Annotated in this window: 21 protein-coding genes; 7 read left to right on the top strand and 14 right to left on the bottom strand. The window is 62.1% G+C overall.

The annotated features are described in order from the left end of the window. Positions 1 to 58 precede the first annotated feature (58 nt). The 6 genes from LOY50_RS18080 (at position 59) to LOY50_RS18055 (ending at position 5,931) form a co-directional block, all read left to right on the top strand. The gene (locus LOY50_RS18080; RefSeq protein WP_253476257.1) at positions 59 to 1,006 is read left to right on the top strand and encodes a LysR family transcriptional regulator; all 948 of its coding nucleotides are present in this window, start codon (positions 59 to 61) and stop codon (positions 1,004 to 1,006) included. Continuing rightward, positions 1,003 to 1,416, top strand: a complete 414-nt coding sequence (locus LOY50_RS18075; protein WP_253476255.1) for a DoxX family protein — start codon at positions 1,003 to 1,005, stop codon at positions 1,414 to 1,416. The genes LOY50_RS18080 and LOY50_RS18075 overlap by 4 nt, the downstream gene beginning before the upstream one ends. After that, positions 1,409 to 2,035 (top strand): antibiotic biosynthesis monooxygenase, encoded by a 627-nt coding sequence (locus LOY50_RS18070; protein ID WP_253476253.1) that lies wholly within the window; start codon positions 1,409 to 1,411, stop codon positions 2,033 to 2,035. The genes LOY50_RS18075 and LOY50_RS18070 overlap by 8 nt, the downstream gene beginning before the upstream one ends. Positions 2,036 to 2,193: 158 nt before the next feature. Then, positions 2,194 to 4,032, top strand: coding sequence for an amidohydrolase (locus LOY50_RS18065; RefSeq protein WP_253476251.1), 1,839 nt, complete (start codon positions 2,194 to 2,196; stop codon positions 4,030 to 4,032). 145 nt (positions 4,033 to 4,177) lie between these two features. Next, on the top strand, positions 4,178 to 4,807 hold the full coding sequence (gene ycaC / locus LOY50_RS18060) for an isochorismate family cysteine hydrolase YcaC (RefSeq protein WP_030141308.1): 630 nt from the start codon (positions 4,178 to 4,180) through the stop codon (positions 4,805 to 4,807). 245 nt (positions 4,808 to 5,052) lie between these two features. Beyond that, positions 5,053 to 5,931, top strand: a complete 879-nt coding sequence (locus LOY50_RS18055) for a LysR family transcriptional regulator (RefSeq protein ID WP_013693714.1) — start codon at positions 5,053 to 5,055, stop codon at positions 5,929 to 5,931. A gap of 56 nt (positions 5,932 to 5,987) precedes the next feature. Here the strand turns inward: LOY50_RS18055 and LOY50_RS18050 are convergent, their stop codons facing one another. The 6 genes from LOY50_RS18050 to LOY50_RS18025 form a co-directional block, all read right to left on the bottom strand. Continuing rightward, positions 5,988 to 6,464, bottom strand: a complete 477-nt coding sequence (locus LOY50_RS18050; RefSeq protein WP_003203396.1) for a hemerythrin domain-containing protein — start codon at positions 6,462 to 6,464, stop codon at positions 5,988 to 5,990. A 197-nt stretch (positions 6,465 to 6,661) separates the two neighbouring features. After that, positions 6,662 to 7,771, bottom strand: coding sequence for an NAD(P)/FAD-dependent oxidoreductase (locus LOY50_RS18045; RefSeq protein WP_258688769.1), 1,110 nt, complete (start codon positions 7,769 to 7,771; stop codon positions 6,662 to 6,664). A gap of 63 nt (positions 7,772 to 7,834) precedes the next feature. After that, entirely contained in the window at positions 7,835 to 8,110 is a 276-nt protein-coding gene (locus LOY50_RS18040; RefSeq protein WP_258688768.1) for a type II toxin-antitoxin system RelE/ParE family toxin, read from the bottom strand. Further along, positions 8,110 to 8,382, bottom strand: a complete 273-nt coding sequence (locus LOY50_RS18035; RefSeq protein ID WP_014337668.1) for a CopG family ribbon-helix-helix protein — start codon at positions 8,380 to 8,382, stop codon at positions 8,110 to 8,112. The genes LOY50_RS18040 and LOY50_RS18035 overlap by 1 nt, the downstream gene beginning before the upstream one ends. Positions 8,383 to 8,585: 203 nt before the next feature. Further along, positions 8,586 to 9,122, bottom strand: a complete 537-nt coding sequence (locus LOY50_RS18030) for a DUF2867 domain-containing protein (RefSeq protein ID WP_214512774.1) — start codon at positions 9,120 to 9,122, stop codon at positions 8,586 to 8,588. A 24-nt stretch (positions 9,123 to 9,146) separates the two neighbouring features. Further along, complete coding sequence (locus LOY50_RS18025) at positions 9,147 to 9,791, bottom strand: DJ-1/PfpI family protein (protein ID WP_214512773.1); 645 nt, start codon at positions 9,789 to 9,791, stop codon at positions 9,147 to 9,149. A gap of 126 nt (positions 9,792 to 9,917) precedes the next feature. On the opposite strand from LOY50_RS18025, the gene LOY50_RS18020 reads away from it, so the two are divergent. Then, entirely contained in the window at positions 9,918 to 10,478 is a 561-nt protein-coding gene (locus tag LOY50_RS18020) for a TetR/AcrR family transcriptional regulator (RefSeq protein ID WP_258688767.1), read from the top strand. 77 nt (positions 10,479 to 10,555) lie between these two features. Here the strand turns inward: LOY50_RS18020 and nuoN are convergent, their stop codons facing one another. From nuoN to nuoG, 8 genes are read right to left on the bottom strand one after another with little or no spacing between them, the layout of a single operon-like run. Further along, complete coding sequence (gene nuoN, locus LOY50_RS18015; protein ID WP_253476231.1) at positions 10,556 to 12,019, bottom strand: NADH-quinone oxidoreductase subunit NuoN; 1,464 nt, start codon at positions 12,017 to 12,019, stop codon at positions 10,556 to 10,558. Positions 12,020 to 12,026: 7 nt separating this feature from the next. Then, positions 12,027 to 13,559 (bottom strand): NADH-quinone oxidoreductase subunit M, encoded by a 1,533-nt coding sequence (gene nuoM / locus LOY50_RS18010; RefSeq protein WP_253476229.1) that lies wholly within the window; start codon positions 13,557 to 13,559, stop codon positions 12,027 to 12,029. Positions 13,560 to 13,598: 39 nt separating this feature from the next. After that, on the bottom strand, positions 13,599 to 15,452 hold the full coding sequence (gene nuoL, locus LOY50_RS18005) for an NADH-quinone oxidoreductase subunit L (RefSeq protein ID WP_253476227.1): 1,854 nt from the start codon (positions 15,450 to 15,452) through the stop codon (positions 13,599 to 13,601). After that, entirely contained in the window at positions 15,449 to 15,757 is a 309-nt protein-coding gene (gene nuoK, locus LOY50_RS18000) for an NADH-quinone oxidoreductase subunit NuoK (protein ID WP_003180046.1), read from the bottom strand. The genes nuoL and nuoK overlap by 4 nt, the downstream gene beginning before the upstream one ends. A 4-nt stretch (positions 15,758 to 15,761) precedes the next feature. Then, on the bottom strand, positions 15,762 to 16,262 hold the full coding sequence (gene nuoJ, locus LOY50_RS17995; protein WP_003203382.1) for an NADH-quinone oxidoreductase subunit J: 501 nt from the start codon (positions 16,260 to 16,262) through the stop codon (positions 15,762 to 15,764). A 9-nt stretch (positions 16,263 to 16,271) separates the two neighbouring features. Further along, complete coding sequence (gene nuoI / locus LOY50_RS17990) at positions 16,272 to 16,820, bottom strand: NADH-quinone oxidoreductase subunit NuoI (protein WP_003180051.1); 549 nt, start codon at positions 16,818 to 16,820, stop codon at positions 16,272 to 16,274. Between the two features lie 11 nt (positions 16,821 to 16,831). Further along, complete coding sequence (gene nuoH, locus LOY50_RS17985) at positions 16,832 to 17,839, bottom strand: NADH-quinone oxidoreductase subunit NuoH (RefSeq protein WP_253476225.1); 1,008 nt, start codon at positions 17,837 to 17,839, stop codon at positions 16,832 to 16,834. After that, positions 17,836 to 20,550, bottom strand: coding sequence for an NADH-quinone oxidoreductase subunit NuoG (gene nuoG, locus LOY50_RS17980; protein ID WP_258688766.1), 2,715 nt, complete (start codon positions 20,548 to 20,550; stop codon positions 17,836 to 17,838). The genes nuoH and nuoG overlap by 4 nt, the downstream gene beginning before the upstream one ends. Between the last annotated feature and the right edge of the window lie 66 nt (positions 20,551 to 20,616).

Genomic DNA, 20,616 nt, shown 5'->3' with positions numbered 1-20,616 from the left:
CGTCGGAACGCCGCCCGGAGCAAGCTCGCTCCCACAGTTAAAACGGGACCTCACACCCATGAACCGCAACGATTTACGCCGTCTCGACATGAACCTGCTGGTGATCTTCGAGGCGCTGATGTTCGAGAAAAACCTGACCCGCGTCGCCGAAAAGCTGTTCATGGGCCAGCCGGCGGTGAGCGCGGCGCTGGGGCGGCTGCGGGATCTGTTCGATGATCCGTTGCTGATCCGCCACGGTCGCGGCATGGAGCCGACGCCGCGGGCCCTGGCGATCCTGCAAGAGCTGCAACCGGCCATGGACACCATCTCTGGCGCGGTCAGCCGGGCCAAGGCGTTCGATCCGTCCACCAGTTGCGACGTGTTTCGCATCGGTCTGTCCGACGACGCTGAATTCGGCCTGTTTCCACCGTTGCTGAGCCAACTGCGCGAAGAAGCGCCGGGGATCATCGTGGTGGTGCGCCGGGCCAATTTCCTGCTGATGTCGTCGCTGCTGGCCAGCGGTGAAATCAGCGTCGGTGTCAGCTACACCACCGATCTGCCGGCCAATGCCAAGCGCAAGAAACTGCGGGACATTCCTTGCAAAGTCTTGCGTGGCGACAAGCGCCCGGGGCCTTTGACCCTGGATGAATACTGTTCGCGGCCCCACGCCATGGTTTCGTTTTCGGGCGACCTGAGCGGCAACATCGACCTGGACCTGGCCCGCATCGGCCGGACCCGCAAAGTGGTGCTGGCGGTGCCGCAATTCAGTGGGCTGCGGGCCTTGCTGGCCGGCACCGAGTTGATCGCCACCGTGCCCGACTATGCCGCCTGCGCGCTGGTGGAAGGCTGCGCGCTGCGCGCCGAGGACCCGCCGTTCGATATCAATGCCGCCGAGCTGTCGATGGTCTGGAGCGGGGTGCATGACAACGACCCGGCCGAGCGCTGGCTGCGTTCGCGCATTGCCAGTCACATGTCCCAACCGCTGCCAGCGGCGGCCTCGATCACTGCGGACGGAGCCCACCGATGAACATGACCGATGAGCGCCCGCTGCAGGACCTGGGCTTGTTGTTCCTGCGCTTGAGCGGCGGACTATTTCTGCTGTGGGTCCATGGGCTGCCGAAGCTGTTGCACTACAGCGTCGAGCTGACCCGCATCGAAGACCCGTTTCACCTTGGCGCAGCACCGACCCTGATCTTGGCGATTTTCGCCGAGGTGCTGTGTCCGCTGCTGATCATGGCCGGTGTGTTGGTGCGCCTGGCGTGCCTGCCGATCCTGTTGCTCCTGGCGGTGGCGCTGCTGCTGGTGCACCCGCAATGGAGCCTTGAAGAAGGCCAGTTCGGCTGGCTGCTGCTGATCATATTTACCAGTGTGTTTATCGCCGGGCCCGGACGCCTGGCAATCAATACGCGTTTTGTTGGAGTGCTTCGCCATGTCTGAGTCTCAAACCGTTGAATCCACCGCGAGCCCGGCCAGGCCCGGCTTCGATGAAATCGTGACCCTGGTGGTCAAGCACCGGATCAAGGTTGGCCAGGAGGCTGCCTACGAGGCCTGGTTGCGTCGCACGGTGCGCGTGGCCGGCCAGTGGCCGGGTCATTTGGGGGTGGATGTAGTGAGGGGCAAGCAGGGCGGGCTAGCGTTGTTCACTTGCGTGCTGCGTTTCTGTTCCACCGAGGCCATGCAGCGCTGGTTGGACTCGCCCGAGCGCCGCGAGCTGGTGGAGGAGGCCCTGCCGTTGCTGGCCGACGGTGACCAGACCGAAGTCGGGTCGCACAAGGAATTCTGGTTCACCCCGCTGGCCGATGCGGCCACACCGCCGCCGCGCTGGAAGCAGGCCGTGGTGACGCTGCTGGTCATCCTGCCGCATACCTTGCTGGTGCCGCTGATCTGGGGGCCGTTGCTGCAACTCAACAGTTTTCTTTCCAACTACGTGGTGGCCACGTTCCTGATCACCCTGACCATCGTGCTTTCGGTGGTGTACGTGTGCATGCCGCTGGCGACCCGTTTGTTCGCGCCGTGGCTTGAGGACTCGAAAGCTCACGTGCACCTGGAGCCCTAAGCAGCTCCGATGCTTTTGTGACAAGCACTGTGTGGCGAGGGAGCTTGCTCCCGCTGGACGCGTAGCGTCCGCTCTTTTTGGGGCCGCTTCGCAGCCCAGCGGGAGCAAGCTCCCTCGCCACGGATTTGCCCGCATATCCATTGTTGAAGGAAAAACCGATGAACGCCGATCTGATTCTGTTCAATGGCCAGTTCCATACCGTCGACCGTGAAAAGCCCCGCGCCAGCGCGGTTGCCATCAGCCAGGGCCGCTTCGTCGCGGTCGGCACCGACGCCGAGGCCATGGCCTTGCGTGGTAGCGGCACCCAGGTCATCGACCTCAAGGGCCGCACCGTCATTCCCGGGCTCAACGACTCGCACTTGCACCTGATCCGCGGCGGCCTGAACTACAACCTGGAGCTGCGCTGGGAAGGCGTGCCATCCCTGGCCGATGCCTTGCGCATGCTCAAGGACCAGGCCGACCGCACGCCAACGCCACAATGGGTACGCGTGGTGGGTGGCTGGAACGAATTCCAGTTCGCCGAAAAACGCATGCCGACCCTGGAAGAGCTCAACCAGGCCGCTCCCGATACGCCGGTGTTCGTGCTGCACCTGTATGACCGTGCCTTGCTCAACCGTGCCGCGCTGCGGGTGGCCGGCTACACCCGTGACACGCCGAACCCGCCGGGTGGCGAGATCGTGCGTGACAGCAAGGGCGAGCCCACCGGCATGCTGGTGGCGCGGCCCAACGCGATGATCCTTTACTCGACGCTGGCGAAAGGGCCGAAACTGCCGCTGGAGTACCAGGTCAACTCCACTCGCCAGTTCATGCGTGAACTCAATCGCCTGGGCCTGACCAGTGCCATCGATGCTGGCGGCGGCTTCCAGAATTACCCGGACGACTATGCGGTGATCGAGCAGTTGGCCCGTGAGCAGCAGTTGACGGTGCGCATCGCCTACAACCTGTTCACCCAGAAGCCCAAGGAAGAACTCAGCGACTTCAAGAACTGGACCGGCAGCGTCAAGTTGCACCAGGGCGATGACTTCCTGCGGCACAACGGCGCCGGGGAAATGCTGGTGTTCTCGGCGGCGGATTTCGAGGACTTCCTCGAGCCGCGCCCGGACCTGCCTCCGGGCATGGAGCAAGACCTGGAACCGGTGGTCCGGCACCTGGTGGAGCAGCGCTGGCCGTTCCGCCTGCATGCCACCTACGACGAATCCATCAGCCGCATGCTCGATGTGTTCGAAAAGGTCAACCGCGACATTCCGTTCAACGGCCTGCCCTGGTTTTTCGACCACGCCGAGACCATCACGCCGAAGAACATCGAGCGCGTACGGGCGTTGGGCGGCGGGATTGCGATCCAGGATCGCATGGCCTTCCAGGGTGAATACTTCGTCGACCGCTACGGCGCCAAGGCCGCCGAAGCCACGCCGCCGATCAAGCGCATGTTGGCTGAAGGCGTGCCGGTGGGCGCTGGCACCGACGCCACCCGCGTCTCCAGCTACAACCCGTGGACCTCGTTGTATTGGATGGTCAGCGGGCGCACGGTCGGCGGCCTGTCGTTGCACGAAGAGGGCTTGCCGCGCCTGACCGCGTTGGAACTGTTCACCCACGGCAGTGCCTGGTTCTCGTCGGAGCAGGGCAAGAAAGGCCAGATCAAGGTTGGTCAACTGGCAGACCTGGCGGCCCTGAGCGCGGACTTTTTCAGCGTCGAGGAAGAAGCCATCAAGTGGATCGAGTCGGTGCTGACCGTGGTCGACGGCAAGGTGGTGTATGCCGCCGGCGACTTCGAGAAACTCGGGCCGGCCAGCGTTCCGGTGCTGCCCGACTGGTCGCCGGTGGTCAAGGTCCCGGGTCACTGGCGCCCGGCGTCACCGTTGCAGGCCCAGATCCACCAGTGCAGCGGTCCGTGCACGGTGCACTCCCACAGCCATGAACGGGCGCGGTTGTCGAACGTCCCGGTCAGCGATTTCCAAGGCTTCTGGGGCGCGTTTGGCTGTTCCTGCTTTGCCTTTTGACTAACACGCGGATTTCCCCTTGTGGGAGCGAGCTTGCTCGCGAAGACGTCGGCACACCCGACATCGCCGCAAGCTGACACTCCGCTATCGCGAGCAAGCTCGCTCCCACAGGGTTTTGTCACAAACCATCCAAAGGAGTCATCCCATGAGCAACGTTCCCGCCTACAACCGTCTGAACAAAGACGACGCGGTCGTCCTGCTGGTCGATCACCAGACCGGCCTGATTTCCCTGGTCCAGGACTTCTCGCCCAACGAGTTCAAGAACAACGTGCTGGCCTTGGCTGACCTGGCGAAGTTCTTCGGGCTGCCGACCATCCTGACCACCAGCTTCGAACAAGGCCCCAACGGCCCGATCGTGCCGGAGCTCAAGGAAATGTTCCCGGACGCGCCGTACATCCCCCGTCCAGGCCAGATCAATGCCTGGGACAACGAAGATTTCGTCAAGGCGATCAAGGCCACCGGCCGCAAGCAACTGATCATCGCTGGCGTGGTCACCGATGTCTGCGTGGCGTTCCCGACCCTGTCGGCGCTGGCTGAAGGGTTCGACGTGTTCGTCGTGACCGACGCCTCGGGTACGTTCAACGAAACCGTGCAACAGGCCGCCTGGGTACGCATGACCGCTGCCGGCGCGCAGATGATGAACTGGTTCTCGGTGGCCTGTGAGCTGCACCGCGACTGGCGCAACGACATCGAAGGCCTGGGCAACCTGCTGTCCCAGCGCATTCCGAACTACCGCAACCTGATGAACAGCTACTCGGCCCTGACGGCCAAGTAAGCGGTCCATGCTGAATGACGCCCGCCTTGTGCGGGCGTTTTTGTGTCTGGCGTTAACGCCTCGCAAGTTGTGCCGACGCTATCGCGAGCAAGCTCGCTCCCACAGGGGATCCTGGTGATTACAAGAACCCTGTGGGAGCGAGCTTGCTCGCGATAGCGGTGGCACATTCAACAGCTAGGCAATCTGACTCACCAAGACCACAATGCCCAGCCAAACCCCTCGGACTGTCCACCCCTGGAATGACAATGAACCCCTTCGAAGAAATGCGCATCTTTGCCCAGGTCATGGAGTCGGGCAGTTTCACCGCCGCGGCGGAAAAACTGGGGCTGTCCAAGCAGTTCGTCAGCCGCAAGCTGATGGAACTGGAACAACGCCTGGGTGTGCGTCTGCTCAATCGCTCGACCCGGCGGCTGGACGTCACGCCGCTGGGCCAGCGCTATTACGAAGCGGCGCTGCGCCTGCTCAATGAAGTCGAACAGGTGGAGCAGGGCATCAGCGGCCAGACCAGCGAGCCCCGCGGCACCATTCGCCTCAGCGCACCGCTGTCCTTCGCCGTGGCGCACCTGGGCAGCCTGCTACCGTTGTTTCTGCAGCGCTATCCGGGTGTCAGCGTCGAGGTGGACCTGAGCGACCGCTCGGTGGATCTGCTGGGAGAGGGCTACGACCTGGCGCTGCGCATCGGCGTGTTGGAGGATTCGACGCTGATTGCCCGGCGCATCGCGACCATCGAGCGGGTGTACTGCGCCAGCCCCACCTACCTGGCGCAAAAAGGCACACCCGCGCGGCCTGAAGACCTGCGCAATCACGACTGCTTGCCCTATGGTCACAGCCGTCAGGTGCAGTGGCGTTTCGTGGGGGCCGGCAAACCGCTGACCCTGGAGGTTACGGGACGCATGCGCGCCAATAACGGGGATTTGCTCAGGGACGCGGCCATCGCCGGCATGGGCATCACCTATCTGCCCGCTTTCATCCTCGGCGATGCGTTGAAGGATGGGCGGCTGATCAAGGTCCTGGAAGGCTTCGAGACCGAACCACTGGCGCTGTCGGCGGTATATCCCCAGCATCGGCAAAGTGCACGCCCGGTGCAGGCGTTGGTGGAATTCTTGCGTGAACAAATGCAATAAAGCGTCGCAACGCATTCAGCCGTCACATGACGGCTGAAGCATCTACGGCGCTTTGATCAGGCGGCGAGGTTGGCGCTGCTCAGTTCTTTTTTGTACTGCGCTTTCATGGTTTCCATGTCTGCACCCAAGGCATCGAGTTTGGCCTTGCCCAGCAGTTTTTTCGCGTGGGGGAACATTTCCTTTTCTTCTTCCTCGATGTGGTGCTCAAGCAGTTCCTTGACCACTTTCACTCGACCGGCGAATTCCGGCTGGGTTGGATCGGTGGCTTTCAGGTCCGGCAGCACCAGCGAGTCGACGGTACGGTGTTCTTCCTTGGCCTCGTAATACATTTCGGCCTCGTCCTTGCCACCAGCCTGCTTGAAAGCCGGATAAAGAATTTCTTCTTCCAGGCGGGTGTGGATGGAAATTTCCATTTCCAGTTTCGCCAACAGGTCGGTACGTTTTTTCACGGCGCGTTCGGTCGACTCGCTCAGTTGAGTCAGGATGGCTTTGACGCGTTCGTGGTCGGCTTTCAACAGATCGATGGCATTCATAGGTAGCTCCTCGGCAATACACGGATGCGGGCAGGCTTCGAGCGCCAACGCCGCGTAGGAGCTGAATTGCATCAGCTGTGCCAGCCGAAGATCGATTTAAAATCCTTTAAAAACAATAGGTTGCAAGGATAATAATTTCGGGGGTCGTGCAAGCTGCATGAGCGGGGTGCAAAACGCGTTGCACTTTGCGCTGGTGGCTAGACATTTTCGATCCGTTCTCGGACCCGGCTGGCGAGTGCCAGGCAGGACGTCAGCCCAGGCGACTCGATCCCGAGCAGGTTGATCAACCCTGGCACCCGGTGTTCGGCCTCGCTGCTGATGACAAAGTCGCGGGCCGGTTCGCCGGGGGCGGAGATCTTCGGGCGGATGCCGCTGTAGGCCGGTTGCAGGCTCTGGTCCGGCAGGCCCGGCCAATAATTGCGGATCGCCGGGTAAAACGCTTCGGCCCGGGCCGGATCCACTCGGTAGTCCTCGCACTCGACCCACTCGGTGTCCGGCCCGAAACGCGCCTGGCCGGCCAGGTCCAGCGTCATGTGGATGCCCAGGCCGGCGGCTTCCGGGGCGGGATAGACCAAGTGCCGGAACGGTGCCCGCCCGGTGAGGCTGAAGTAGTTGCCTTTGCACAAAAAGTCTTCGGGCACCGATTGCATCTCCAGGCCTTCGATGCGGCGGGCGAGGGCGGGTGCCTGGAGGCCGGCGGCGTTGATCAGCAGGCGACAGGACAGGGTCATCTGCGCCGTGCCGCCCAATTCCAGCATGAACCCCCCAGTGATGACGCGAGCGCCCAGTAACGGCGTGTGGAAAGCAATGTCCGCCCCGGCCGCTTCGGCGTCACCCAGCAAGGCCAGCATCAGAGCGTGGGAATCGACGATACCGGTGGAAGGCGAATACAGCGCCGCGACACAGGCCAGGGCCGGTTCCAAAGCCTGCGCCTGTTCCTGGTCGAGCAGGCGCAGGTCGTCCACGCCGTTCATCAAGCCCCGCTCAAGCAATGTCTCGAGTCCGGCCACCTGCGCCTGATCCGTGGCAACGATCAACTTGCCGAGCCGGCGGGTGGCGACGCCATGGCTTTCACAATAGGTGTACAGCCGGTGCCGGCCTTCGACGCACAGCTGCGCCTTGAGACTGCCCGGCGGATAATAGATGCCCGCGTGGATGACTTCGGAGTTGCGCGAGCTGATGCTCATGCCGATGGCTTCGGCGGCTTCGATCAGCAGCACTTCATGACCGGCTCGGGCCATTTCCCGTGCCACGGCAAGGCCCACGACGCCTGCGCCGACCACCACGCATTCGATATCGACGCTCATCCCTGCCGGTCGTCGAATGAAAAAAGATTCTGCGTGATGGCAGTCAGTCCGCTCGAGCCCAAGTCATCGATCCTCACGTGTGTGCCACAGGCGTAGCAGGTAAAGGGTGGAACCGGCTATTCCATAGCGCATTTCGTAGCGCCCCACTTGGATTCTGCGTACGTCTCGAGGTTCGAACTCTTCCAGGCGTTCACCAATGCGCGGGTTGGCCAGCAGAGAGGTTGGCGCGGCCGTGAGTTGTTGCACTGTTCGCGCGGCCGCGGGTTGATTCACCGCCGCCAGAAATTCATAAAGTCGAGCAATGTCGGAAAGCGCCTTGCTGGTCCACTTCAACTCCATCAGCGCGGTACCGGTAACGGGGCGTCGGTGCTGAGACTATCGGCCCAAGCCTGGACAGCCTGGTGGTCAATCACTCGGCCGGCGTCAACATCGGCCAAGGCCTCATGGGTCAGGCGGCTTCGCTCCTCCTCCTGCTCGATCCAGGCAGATAGCGCTTGTTTGACGATCCAGTTTCTGGAGCGCTCAAGGCGCTCGGCCATCAGGTCGACTTTTTCGGCCAGGTGCACCGGGACGTGAGCTGTGACCGACCGGGTTTTCGCGGTGGTTGTCATGGTGGATTTCTCTTAGGCAATTGGCAGTACAAGCCAGTCTTCTGAGCAACCGCTTCCGGGGCTACTTACTATCGGTGAATAGTACTGAATATTTATTCAGCGAAATGATTAAGAATGAATCATATTGAATAACGTTGTAGCGTCAAGCACTCCCATGGTGAAGGGGCTTTTATAGTGCAGGTTTGATTTGATCGCTCACGCTCTCAGCCTTGGGGGCTGGTAGCCAGAGGCCAACCGACACGTGCTGCACGCAGGAGGCTGGCTTTAACGACCATGCGGTGAAAGGGCGCAATAACGAAGATGTAGGCCCGGCCTAGACGGTTGTGGCACTGGACCACGGTTGAAAAAACCAGTTGGCGACTGCCTTCTGGCTCTGCCTCTTCAGAACACAGGATCGATATCCGGAAGTCGAGGTGCTTGTCGTCCTCTCCCAACACGATTTCAGTCTGGTTCGTGCTATAGACCTTGAAGATCTGAATCCGATGAGCAAGTGTCGCCAGATGTCTGGCTGTCTTGAGACCAAAACAGGCAACGACAGTGTCTCGGACTTTCATGAGCCATCCGATCCAGGATGGCTGGTGGGAAAGGATGAATCGCGCAAGCAAGTCTGGGTCGCTGGATGTGCCCGCAGGGAGCCGAATCGCAAAAGCGTCCGCCAGGTTCGTCGACTTGTAAAGGTGGGTGATGCCGGACCTCGAGGGGACTGGCACGGGCGTAATGAGCTCAAATTCTCGGGGCATCGGGGATCTCTTCCTGAGTTCTAACTACCAATTGGATGACATGCCATGTCGCGTTTCTTGTTGGGCGGCGCCAACTTCTCCTTGTCGGATACTGAGCCCGATCAGCACATCGTACAGCGCTTGCTGTCCAGCCGGCAGAACAGGGAGCAACGTCGCACGGCGCTTGTCGGCATCGAACCAGGATTCAACCAACCATCCCACCAGATAGAGCGCCGAAAGGCATCCGCCAGCGGTTGCAACGTTGCCCTGGCATACAAGAGGCTGGTCCACGGGCTCAAGTCCCAGCGCTTGCAAGCCCGATCGTGCATCCGGGTGTGTTGTTGCCTGGCCGCGGAGCAGCCCAAGCCGTTGAAGAATGAAAGCGCCGGCGCATATGGAGCCGATTCGCTGGCGTCTGGCGTCAAGTTCAAACGACGGCAGGAAATCCGGGGCGGCCAGTGCAGCGGGTATCCCTTCCTTGCCGCTGACGAACAATACCGCGTCGGCACTGTTGGCCTCTGAAAGTGGACCGTGTACCGAAACAGGCAGGCCGTGCGCTGATCGTACGACAGGGCTGGAACCCAATATTCGGACGTGCCAGTCCTCTGTGTTGCGGCCTAAGATGTCCCACATCAGGAATAGGTCGATATCAGTGAATTGGTCGAAAGCAACCAGAACGATTTTCTTCAAGGCGAGCTCCATGAAAAGTGCTGGCGTGCAGAACGCAACGGCCATCTTTGCGGGTGTTCGCAGCGTATCGATCGGTTACGCACCAAACACAGTCTGTATGGTGCTAAATAGGGAGCGAAATGATCGGTGAGAAAGCTAACTCGTAACCATTGGATCGCGGCTGGTTTTGAGGCCCTCGACCAAATAGGGCATACCGGCGTTTCGGCCGAGAGTCTATCGCGCCGATTGAATGTGACCCGCGGATCGTTCTATCACCATTTCCGCAATCGTGAAGATTTTGTCCGCAGCCTGCTGGCCGCCTGGGAAGAAGACTACACGGAGCGCATGCTCGCTTATGCGGGGCAGGGCAGTAGCGCGGGCGAAATCCTGAAACGCTATTTGAGTATTGCCGCTGGGAAACAACCTGGGCGGGAAGTTTCCATCCGAGCCTGGTCGCTGCACGATCCGTTGGTAGGCGAGTTTCAGCAGCGTGTTGACGCAAGACGACTGGACTTCGCGATACGGACGTGCCGCCGCTTGGTCCCTATGCCAGGCGAAGCAGAAGTGATTGGTCAGGTGGCTCATCTGTGCCTGATTGGCGGTCAACAGGCTGGGCTGCGGCGTGATGCCGCTCGCTTCAACCGTTTCCTGCATGGAGCCTTTTCACTTTTCGAAGGGGCGCTGGCACCGTGGCGGGCTGGGTCATGAGCTAAATCGGGCAACACGCATAAAAAAACGGCACCCGAAGGTGCCGTTTCTGTTTTCTACGAGCTAGCGCTACGCGATCAGCCCGTCAAGCCAGCCTGCTGAACCAGGGTCAGCAACGGCTGCGGGTACACACCGAGGAAGAACGCCAGTGCGGCGATGGCCAGCAGCATCACGCCGCCTGCCTTCTGTTCCCAGTGCAACTCGGCGTCGTGGCGACGCAGGTTCGGTTCCATCAGGTACAGCGTGACCATGACGCGCAGGTAGTAGAACACGCCGATGGCACTGCCCAGCACCAGGGAGCCGACCAGCCACCATTGGTGAGCCTCGACGCCGGTGGCGATGATGTAGAACTTGCCGATGAAGCCGGCGGTCAGCGGGATGCCCGCCAGGGACAGCATCATCACGGTCAGCACGGCGGTCAGGTACGGACGGCGCCAGAACAGGCCGCGGTATTCATACAGGGCGTCGGCGTCGCGGCCGTTGTACGGCGAGGACATCAGGGTGATCACGCCGAACGCACCGAGGCTGGTGATCACGTAGGTGACCAGGTACACGCCGATGGCTTCCATGGCCAGGCCCTTGCTGGCGATCAGGGCGATCAGCAGGTAGCCGAAGTGGGCGATGGACGAATAACCCAGCAGACGCTTGAGGTTGCTCTGGGTCAGTGCCAGCAGGTTACCGAACAGGATCGACGCGATGGCGATGATGGTCAGTACGTTGCTCAGCACACCGCTGCTGGCCACTGGCGAGATCTGGAACAGACGCACCATGACCGCGAACACCGCCACTTTCGACGCGGTGGCCAGGAACGCCGCCACTGGCGCCGGGGCGCCTTCGTAGACGTCCGGGGTCCAGAGGTGGAACGGTACCAGCGACAGTTTGAACGCCAGGCCGATCAGCATCATGCCCAGGCCCAGTTGCGCGATCGGGCTAGGCAGGCCGGTGGCCGCCAGGGCCTGGCCAATGCCGACGAAGCTCAGGGTGCCGGCTTCGGCGTAGAGCAGGGCCATGCCGAACAACAGGAACGCGGAACCGGCCGCCGACAGCACCATGTACTTGATGCCGGCTTCCAGGGAGCGCTTGTTGAAGAAGGCGTAGGCCACCAGGCCGTAGACCGGTACCGAGAGCAGTTCCAGGCCGATGAACAGGCTGGCCAGGTGCTGCGCGCTGACCAGGACCAGGCCACCGGCGGCGGCCATCAGGATCAGCAGGTACAGTTCTTCGCGGTTGCCCGGGTAACCCGAACCGCCATCGCCGAGGTAGGCGTGGGCGAGGGTGACGCAGGCCAGGGTGGCGACCAGGATCAACGCCATGTACAGGCAGGCGAAGCTGTCGATCTGTATCAGCGGGGTGACCGCCAGGGGCGCGACTTTCAGGGCCGGCAGGATCGACAGCAGGGCCAGGTTCAGCCCCGCCACCGACAGCAGGAAGGTCTGTGAGTGATTGCGCCGCCAGGCGATCGCCAGCATCACCACGATGATCGTGGCGCTGGTGATCAACAGCGGCGCAAGCGCGATAAAGTGTTGAATCGTGAATTCCATAGCGCTCTTACCGGGCCGAAGCGAGTTGAGAGAAGGCGGTGCCGAGCCACTGCTGCACGCCATGCATCGTGGCGGCAGAGGTGTCGAGGAACGGTTGCGGGGAAACGCCGAGGTAAACCAGCAGCACCGCAAGGCCAAGCACCATGATCAGTTCGCGACCGTCCATGCCACGCAGCACTTCGTCCGACTTGGTCGGGCCGAAGTAGGCACGGTGGATCATGATCAGCGAGTAGACCGAACCGAACACCAGGCCGGAAGTGGCGATGGCGGTGATCCACGGTGCACTGACGAACGAACCGATCAGGATCAGGAACTCGCCGACAAAGTTGCCGGTGCCCGGCAGGCCCAGGGAAGCGGCCGCGAAGAACAGGCTGATGGCCGGCAGGTAGGCGATGCGCGACCACAGGCCACCCATCTCACGCATGTCCCGGGTGTGCAGACGCTCGTACAACTGGCCGCTGAGGATAAACAGCGCTGCCGCCGACAGGCCGTGAGCCAGCATCTGGATCACCGCGCCTTGCAGGGCGAGCTGGCTGCCGGAGTAGATCCCGATCAGCACGAAGCCCATGTGCGAAACGCTGGAGAACGCGATCAGGCGCTTGATGTCGGTCTGGGCGAACGCCAGGAACGCACCGTAGAAAATCCCGATCAGGCCCAGGGTCATGGCAATCGGCGCGAACTCGGCCGACGCATTGGGGAACAGCGGCAGGGCAAAGCGCAGCAGGCCGTAGGCCGCGGTCTTGAGCAAGATACCCGCCAGGTCCACGGAACCTGCGGTCGGCGCCTGGGCGTGGGCGTCCGGCAGCCAGGAGTGGAACGGCACCACTGGCAGCTTCACCGCGAAGGCGATGAAGAAGCCGAGCATCAGCACGTACTCGGTGGTCTTGGACATCTGCACTTTCAACAGGTCGGCGTAGTTGAAGGTAATCACGCCGGTGTTGTTGAAGTTGACCAGCACCAGGCCAAGGATCGCCACCAACATGATCAGGCCGGAAGCCTGGGTGAAGATGAAGAACTTGGTCGCCGCGTAGATCCGGGTTTTCTTGCCGTCCGAAGAACTGTGACCCCAGAGCGCGATGAGGAAGTACATCGGCACCAGCATCATTTCCCAGAAGAAGAAGAACATGAACAGGTCCAGCGCCAGGAACACGCCGATGACGCCGCCCAGGATCCACATCAGATTCAGGTGGAAGAAACCCACGTGACGCTGGATCTCTTTCCACGAGCAGAGTACCGAGAGGATACCCAGCAGGCCGGTCAGCAGGATCATCAGCAGCGACAGGCCGTCGAGGGCCAGGTGCACGCTGATGCCGAAGCGCGCGATCCAGGCATGCTTGAATTCAAGCGCCCAGGTCGGATCGGCGCCAGGAGCCGGAGCAAATGAATAGTCGCCGGTCGCCCACAGCCAGAGGCCGAGCGCGAGTTCCAGGGACATGGTCAGCAGCGCAATCCAGCGCGGGAGCGTGGAGCTGGAGCGCTCCGCGATCCAGCACAGCAGGCCGCCGATGAAGGGGATCAGGATTAGCCAGGGCAGAATCATGACGGGCTCGTTTCCTTTCGCAAGTTCGCAAGGTTCATATCAGACCGCTACCAGCACGATGGCGCCGATAACCAGCACGGCGCCAGCCGCCATGGAAGCCGCATACCAACGCAGTTGACCGGTCTCGGTACGGCTCAGGGCAGTGTGGCCGCCCTTGGCCATGCGCGGGATCAGGCCAATGGTCTGGTCGAGCGGGTCTTTGCGCAGAATGTGGCTGATCGCAAGGTATGGCTTGACGAACAGTTTGTCGTAGATCCAGTCGAAGCCCCAGGCGGCGAACCACCAGGCCGAAAGGAATCGCCCGATGCCGCTGTTGGCGATCGCCGTGACGAAACGACGCTTGCCCAGGAACAGCAGGGCGGCCAGCAGGATACCCGACAGGGCAATGGCGCCCGAGGCGATTTCCAGGCTGTGCTTGGCTTCGCCGCCGGCATGGCCGACGCTTTGCGGCAGCACATCGGCCAGCGGTGGGGTGATCATGGCGCCGACGAAGGTCGACAGCACGATCAGCACCGACAGTGGCAGCCAGTGAGCAATGCCATGGCCGGCATGGGCTTCGGTCTTGGCTTCACCATGGAACGCGATGAAGATCAGGCGGAAGGTGTACAGCGAGGTCATGAACGCACCCACCAGGCCGGCATAGAGCAGCGCCTGGTTACCGCTGGCGAACGCTTCCCAGAGGATCTCGTCCTTGGAGTAGAAACCGGCGGTGACCAGTGGCAGGGCCGCCAGGGCCGCGCCGCCAACGATGAAGCTGGCATAGGCCAACGGCAGTTTCTTCCACAGGCCGCCCATCTTGAAGATGTTCTGCTCGTGGTGGCAGGCAACGATCACCGCACCGGAAGCAAGGAACAGCAGCGCCTTGAAGAAGGCGTGGGTCATCAGGTGGAAGATCGCGCCCTCCCAGGCACCGACGCCCAGGGCCAGGAACATGTAGCCGATCTGGCTCATGGTCGAGTAGGCGAGGATGCGCTTGATGTCGGTTTGTACCAGGGCGGCAAAACCGGCCAGTACCAGGGTCACGCCGCCGACGATGCCGACCAGGTGCAGGATGTCCGGCGCCAGGGCGAACAGGCCGTGGGTACGGGCGATCAGGTAGACGCCCGCCGTTACCATGGTCGCGGCGTGGATCAGTGCCGAGACCGGGGTAGGGCCGGCCATCGCGTCCGCCAACCAGGTTTGCAGCGGCAGTTGCGCGGATTTACCAACGGCGCCGCCCAGCAGCATCAGGGTCGCCAGGACGATCCAGAAGTCACCGACCTTGAAGTGCTCGGGTGCCTTGACCAACAGTTCCTGGATGTTCAGCGTGCCCAGTTGCTGGAACAGGATGAACAGGCCGATGGCCATGAACACGTCGCCGATCCGGGTGACGATGAACGCCTTGAGTGCGGCATTCCCGTTGTTGCGGTTGCTGTAGTAGAAACCGATCAACAGGTACGAGCACAGGCCCACGCCTTCCCAGCCGAAGTACAGGAACAACAGGTTATCGCCGAGCACCAGGAACAGCATGCTGGCGATGAACAGGTTGGTGTAGGCGAAGAAGCGCGAGTAACCGGCTTCACCGCGCATGTACCAGGAGGCGAACAGGTGGATCAGGAAACCCACGCCGACCACCACGCCGAGCATGGTGATGGACAGGCCGTCCAGGTAGAGGGCGAAGTTCGGCGTGAAGCCTTCTACCGCCATCCAGCGCCACAGCACCTGCACATACACACCGCCTTCGGGCGGGGCGACGTTGAATTGCCAGATCACGTAGGCCGTGACGATGGCAGACAGGCCGATGGAACCCACGCCAACCAGCGCCGAAAGGTTTTCCGACCAGCGTCCACGGGAGAACGACAGCAGCAGGAAACCAATGAGGGGGAATACGAAAGTCAGAAAGATCAGGTTCATCCGCGCATCTCGCTGGCAGCGTCGATATCGAGAGTGTGGAAGCGGCGATACAGCTGCAACAGGATCGCCAGGCCGATACTGGCCTCGGCGGCTGCCAGGCTGATCACCAGGATGAACATGATCTGTCCATCCGGCTGCGCCCAGCGAGCGCCCGCGACGATGAAAGCCAGGGCGGAGGCATTCATCATGACCTCCAGGCTCATCAGCACGAACAGAATGTTGCGGCGGACCATCAGGCCAACCAGACCGAGGCAGAACAGGATGCCGGCAACCGCCAGACCATGCTCGAGAGGGATAGCAGGCATGTGATTACTCCTTCGCCTCGTTACGGCCCAAATGGAACGCCGTGACGGCTGCGGCAAGCAGCAGCATCGAGGCGAGTTCGACCACCAGCAGGTACGGACCGAACAGGCTGATGCCCACGGCCTTGGCGTCTACGGTGGTGTGGCCGATGGCCTGGCCGCTCTGGTGAGCGAACAGCACATACAGCAGTTCACCCAGCAGCAGGGCGGACAGGATCACCGGTCCCGCCCAGATGCCGGGCTTGAGCCAGGAGCGTTCCTGCTGGACTGCTGCCGGGCCGAGGTTGAGCATCATCACCACGAACACGAACAGCACCATGATGGCGCCGGCGTAGGCGATCACTTCCAGGGCACCGGCGAACGGTGCACCGAGGGCGAAGAAGGTCATGGCCACGGCGATCAGCGAAATGATCAGGTAGAGCAGGGCGTGCACAGGGTTGGTGTTGGTGACCACACGAAGCGTGGACACCACCGCGATACCCGATGCGAAATAGAAAGCGAATTCCATCTTTCTTCCTTAAGGCAGCAAGCTCTTCACGTTGATCGGTTCGGCTTCGTTCTGCGCGGCGCCTTTTGGCTTACCGGCAATGGCCATACCTGCAACACGATAGAAGTTGTAATCAGGGTTTTTACCGGGACCGGAAATCAGCAGATCTTCTTTCTCGTACACCAGGTCCTGACGTTTGAACTCGGCCATTTCGAAATCCGGCGTGAGCTGGATCGCGGTGGTCGGGCAGGCTTCCTCGCAGAGGCCGCAGAAAATGCAGCGCGAGAAGTTGATGCGGAAGAAGTCCGGGTACCAGCGACCGTCTTCGGTTTCAGCTTTCTGCAGCGAGATGCAACCCACCGGGCACGCCACGGCGCACAGGTTGCAGGCCACGCAGCGCTCTTCGCCGTCGGGGTCGCGGGTCAGGACGATGCGGCCACGATAGCGCGGTGCCAGGTAGACCGGCTCTTCCGGGTATTGCAGGGTGTCACGCTTGCGAAAGCCATGGCCGAAGATCATGACCAGGCTTCGCAGTTGGGTACCGGTACCCTTAACGATGTCGCCAATATATTTGAACATGGGTCAAATCCTCACTGAACCGCGGCCGCAGGCGCGTTCATCAAAACGATCGCAGCGGTCACCAGCATGTTGATCAGGGTCAGCGGCAGGCAGAATTTCCAGCTGAAGTCCATCACCTGGTCGTAGCGTGGGCGCGGGATCGAGGCGCGCAGCAGGACGAACAGCATGATGAAGAACGCGGTCTTCAGGGCGAACCAGACGAAGGACAGTTGCGGCAGGATGTCGAACGGACCGTGCCAGCCACCGAAGAACAGCGTTACCAGCAGCGCCGAGATCAGGATGATGCCGATGTATTCACCGACGAAGAACATGCCCCATTTCATGCCGGCATATTCAATGTGGTAACCGTCGGCCAGTTCCTGCTCCGCTTCCGGCTGGTCGAAGGGGTGACGGTGAGTCACGGCCACGCCAGCGATGAAGAAGGTACAGAAACCGAAGAACTGCGGAATGATGAACCACAGGTTCTGGGCCTGGTACTCGACGATGTCGCGCATGTTGAACGAGCCGGCCTGGATCACGATGCCCATCAGCGACAGGCCCATGAACACTTCGTAGGACACGGTCTGGGCCGAGGCCCGCAGGCTGCCCAGCAGGGCGAACTTGTTGTTGCTCGACCAGCCGGCGAACAGCACCGCATACACCGACAGGCCAGCCATGGCGAAGAAGAACAGCAGGCCGATGTTCAGGTCCGCCACACCCCAGGTCGGGGTGATCGGGATGATCGCGAAGGCGATCAGCAAGGCGCTCATGGCGACCACCGGTGCCAGGGTGAAGATCACCTTGTCGGCAAACGGCGGCGTCCAGTCTTCCTTGAAGAACATCTTGATCATGTCGGCGGCGATCTGGAACATGCCGAACGGGCCGACGCGGTTCGGACCGTAGCGGTCCTGCCACCAGCCCAGCAGGCGACGTTCGACAAAGCTCAGCAACGCGCCGCAGACCACCACGGCCAGCAGGATCACGATGGCCTTGAGGACCGTCAGGATCACAGCGATCACTTCAGGGGTGAACCAGCTCATTGCGCTGCCTCCTGCAGACCGTCGACGGTTTTGCCGAAAATCGCTGGCGGGATGCCTGCCAGGCCGGCCGGCAGGGCCACCAGGCCGGCGCCCAGTTCTTCATTGATGCGCAGCGGCAGACGCAAGGTCTGGCCGGCCACGCTCAGGCTCAGCAGGGCACCGTCGTTGACGCCCAGGCGGTCGGCTTCGGACTTGGCCAGCGACACGTAGGCGGCCGGGATGCGTTCCTGCACCGGAGCGGCCTTGGAAGAGTTCTCTTCGCTGCCGAACAGGTGATGGAACGGCACGACCTGCCAGGTGCCCGGTGCCGGATTGAAGGCGCGCGGCACGCTGGCGAACCAGCTCAGGCCATCGCCCTGGCTTTCGATCAGGCGGGTGCCCGGGTCGCCTGCACGCAGGTGACCACCGACTTCGTCCTGGAACTTGTTCCAGGCTTGCGGCGAGTTCCAGCCCGGCGACCAGGCGAATGGCACCTGGGAACGCGGTTCGGTCGAGCCCGAGTAGCCTTCCATGGAGAACGAGAACGCGGTGTCGTTGTCCTGGGAGGTGCGCGGTTCGTGAACGCTGATGTCGGCGCGCATGGCGGTGCGACCGGAGTAGCGCAGCGGTTCGCGCGCCAGCTTCAGGCCTTTGATGCGGAACGAGGCGGACGGTGCGGCGTCGACGATGGCGGCCAGTTGCGGGCTGCTCGAAGCGACGGCGGCGGTAACGTGGTCCAGTTGCGTCCAGTCGATCGGCTGGTCCAGCAGGGTGGCGCGCAGGGCGTGCAGCCAGCGCCAGCCTTCATGAACCAGGATGCTGGCGTCCAGGTATTGCGGGTCGAAGACCTGGAAGAAGCGCTGGGCGCGACCTTCCTGGCTGACCAGCGTACCGTCGCCTTCGGCGAAGCTTGCCGCTGGCAGCACCAGGTGGGCGCGGTCGGTGGTGGCGGTTTTCTGATGGTCGGCGACGATCACAACCTTGGCTGCGTTCAGCGCGGCATCGACCTTGGCCTTGTCAGTGCGGGTGAACAGGTCGTTCTCCAGCACCACGATGGCGTCGGCGCTGCCGTCGATCACCGCTTGCAGGGCCGCGTCCACCGATTCGCCACCGAGCATGGCCAGGCCGAGGCTGTTGGCTTCCGGCACGATCAGGCTGATGGAACCGTTCTTCTCGCGCAGCTTCAAGGCTTTGGCGATGTTGGCCGCGGCTTCGATCAGCGCCTTGGAACCCAACGAGGTGCCGGCGATGATCAGTGGGCGCTTGGCCGCCAGCAGGGCGTCGGCGATGCGTTGGGCCAGGGCGGCCGCTTCGCTGTCCAGGCCGTCGACGGCCGGGGCGCTGGCGTCCAGGGCGTGGGCCACGGCGAAACCGATGCGGGCCAGGTCGTCAGGGGCGGCGTGGACGCATTCTTCGGCCACGTCGTCGAGCTTGGTTTCAGCGAGGCTGGCGATGAACAGCGGGTTCAGCGCGTGCTGGCCGATGTTCTTCACGGCGGCGTCGAGCCAAGGCTGGACGCGCATGGCGTCGGCCATGTCCTCGGCCTTGCCCTTGACCGACTGGCGCAGGGCCAGGGCCATGCGGGCGGCGGTCTGGGTCAGGTCTTCGCCAAGGACGAATACCGCGTCGTGGTCTTCGATGTCGCGCATGTTCGGCACGGGCAGCGGGCTATCCTTGAGCACTTGCAGCACCAGGCGGATGCGTTCCAGCTCACCGGCTTCGATGCCACTGTAGAAGTGCTCGGCGCCGACCAGCTCACGCAGCGCGTAGTTGCTTTCCAGGCTGGCCCGTGGCGAACCGATGCCGACGATGTTGCGACCGCGCAGCAGCTCGGCGGCCTTGTCCAGCGCTTGGTCCAGGCTCAGCTTGGCGCCACCCGCCAGATGCGGCTGGCGTGGACGATCCTTGCGGTTGACGTAGCCATAGCCGAAGCGGCCACGGTCACACAGGAAGTACTGGTTTACCGAACCGTTGAAGCGGTTTTCGATGCGACGCAGTTCACCGTAGCGCTCGCCCGGGGAGATGTTGCAACCGCTGGAGCAGCCATGGCAGATGCTCGGCGAGAACTGCATGTCCCACTTGCGGTTGTAACGCTCGGAGTGAGTCTTGTCGGTGAACACACCGGTCGGGCAGACCTCGGTGAGGTTGCCGGAGAACTCGCTTTCCAGGGTGCCGTCTTCAACGCGACCGAAGTACACGTTGTCGTGGGCGCCGAATACGCCCAGGTCGGTGCCGCCGGCGTAGTCCTTGTAGAAACGCACGCAGCGATAGCAGGCGATGCAGCGGTTCATCTCGTGGGAGATGAATGGGCCGAGGTCCTGGTTCTGGTGAGTGCGCTTGGTGAAGCGATAACGGCGCTCGTTGTGGCCGGTCATCACCGTCATGTCTTGCAGGTGGCAGTGGCCGCCTTCCTCACAGACCGGGCAGTCGTGAGGGTGGTTGGTCATCAGCCATTCGACGACGCTGGCGCGAAACACTTTCGCTTCTTCGTCGTCGATGGAGATCCAGCTGCCGTCGGTGGCAGGGGTCATGCAGGACATGACGATCCGACCACGCTTGTCGTTTTCGTCGGTGTACTGCTTGACCGCGCACTGGCGACAAGCGCCAACGCTGCCAAGGGCGGGGTGCCAGCAGAAATAAGGAATGTCGAGGCCCAGCGACAGACATGCCTGTAACAGGTTGTCTGCGCCATCGACTTCGAGCTCTTTGCCGTCTACGTGGATAGTGGCCATGGTTCAAAGTTCTTCGTTGGCCCGGTGTCAGCGGGCGTGGCTAATGGAATCTTGTTATTCGCGTGA

The sequence above is a fragment of the Pseudomonas sp. B21-010 genome (assembly GCF_024749325.1).
In the GTDB taxonomy this organism is placed as follows: domain Bacteria; phylum Pseudomonadota; class Gammaproteobacteria; order Pseudomonadales; family Pseudomonadaceae; genus Aquipseudomonas; species Aquipseudomonas kilonensis.
Note: the sequence above shows the minus strand (reverse complement) of the source record. Positions and strands in the feature narration are given on the sequence as shown.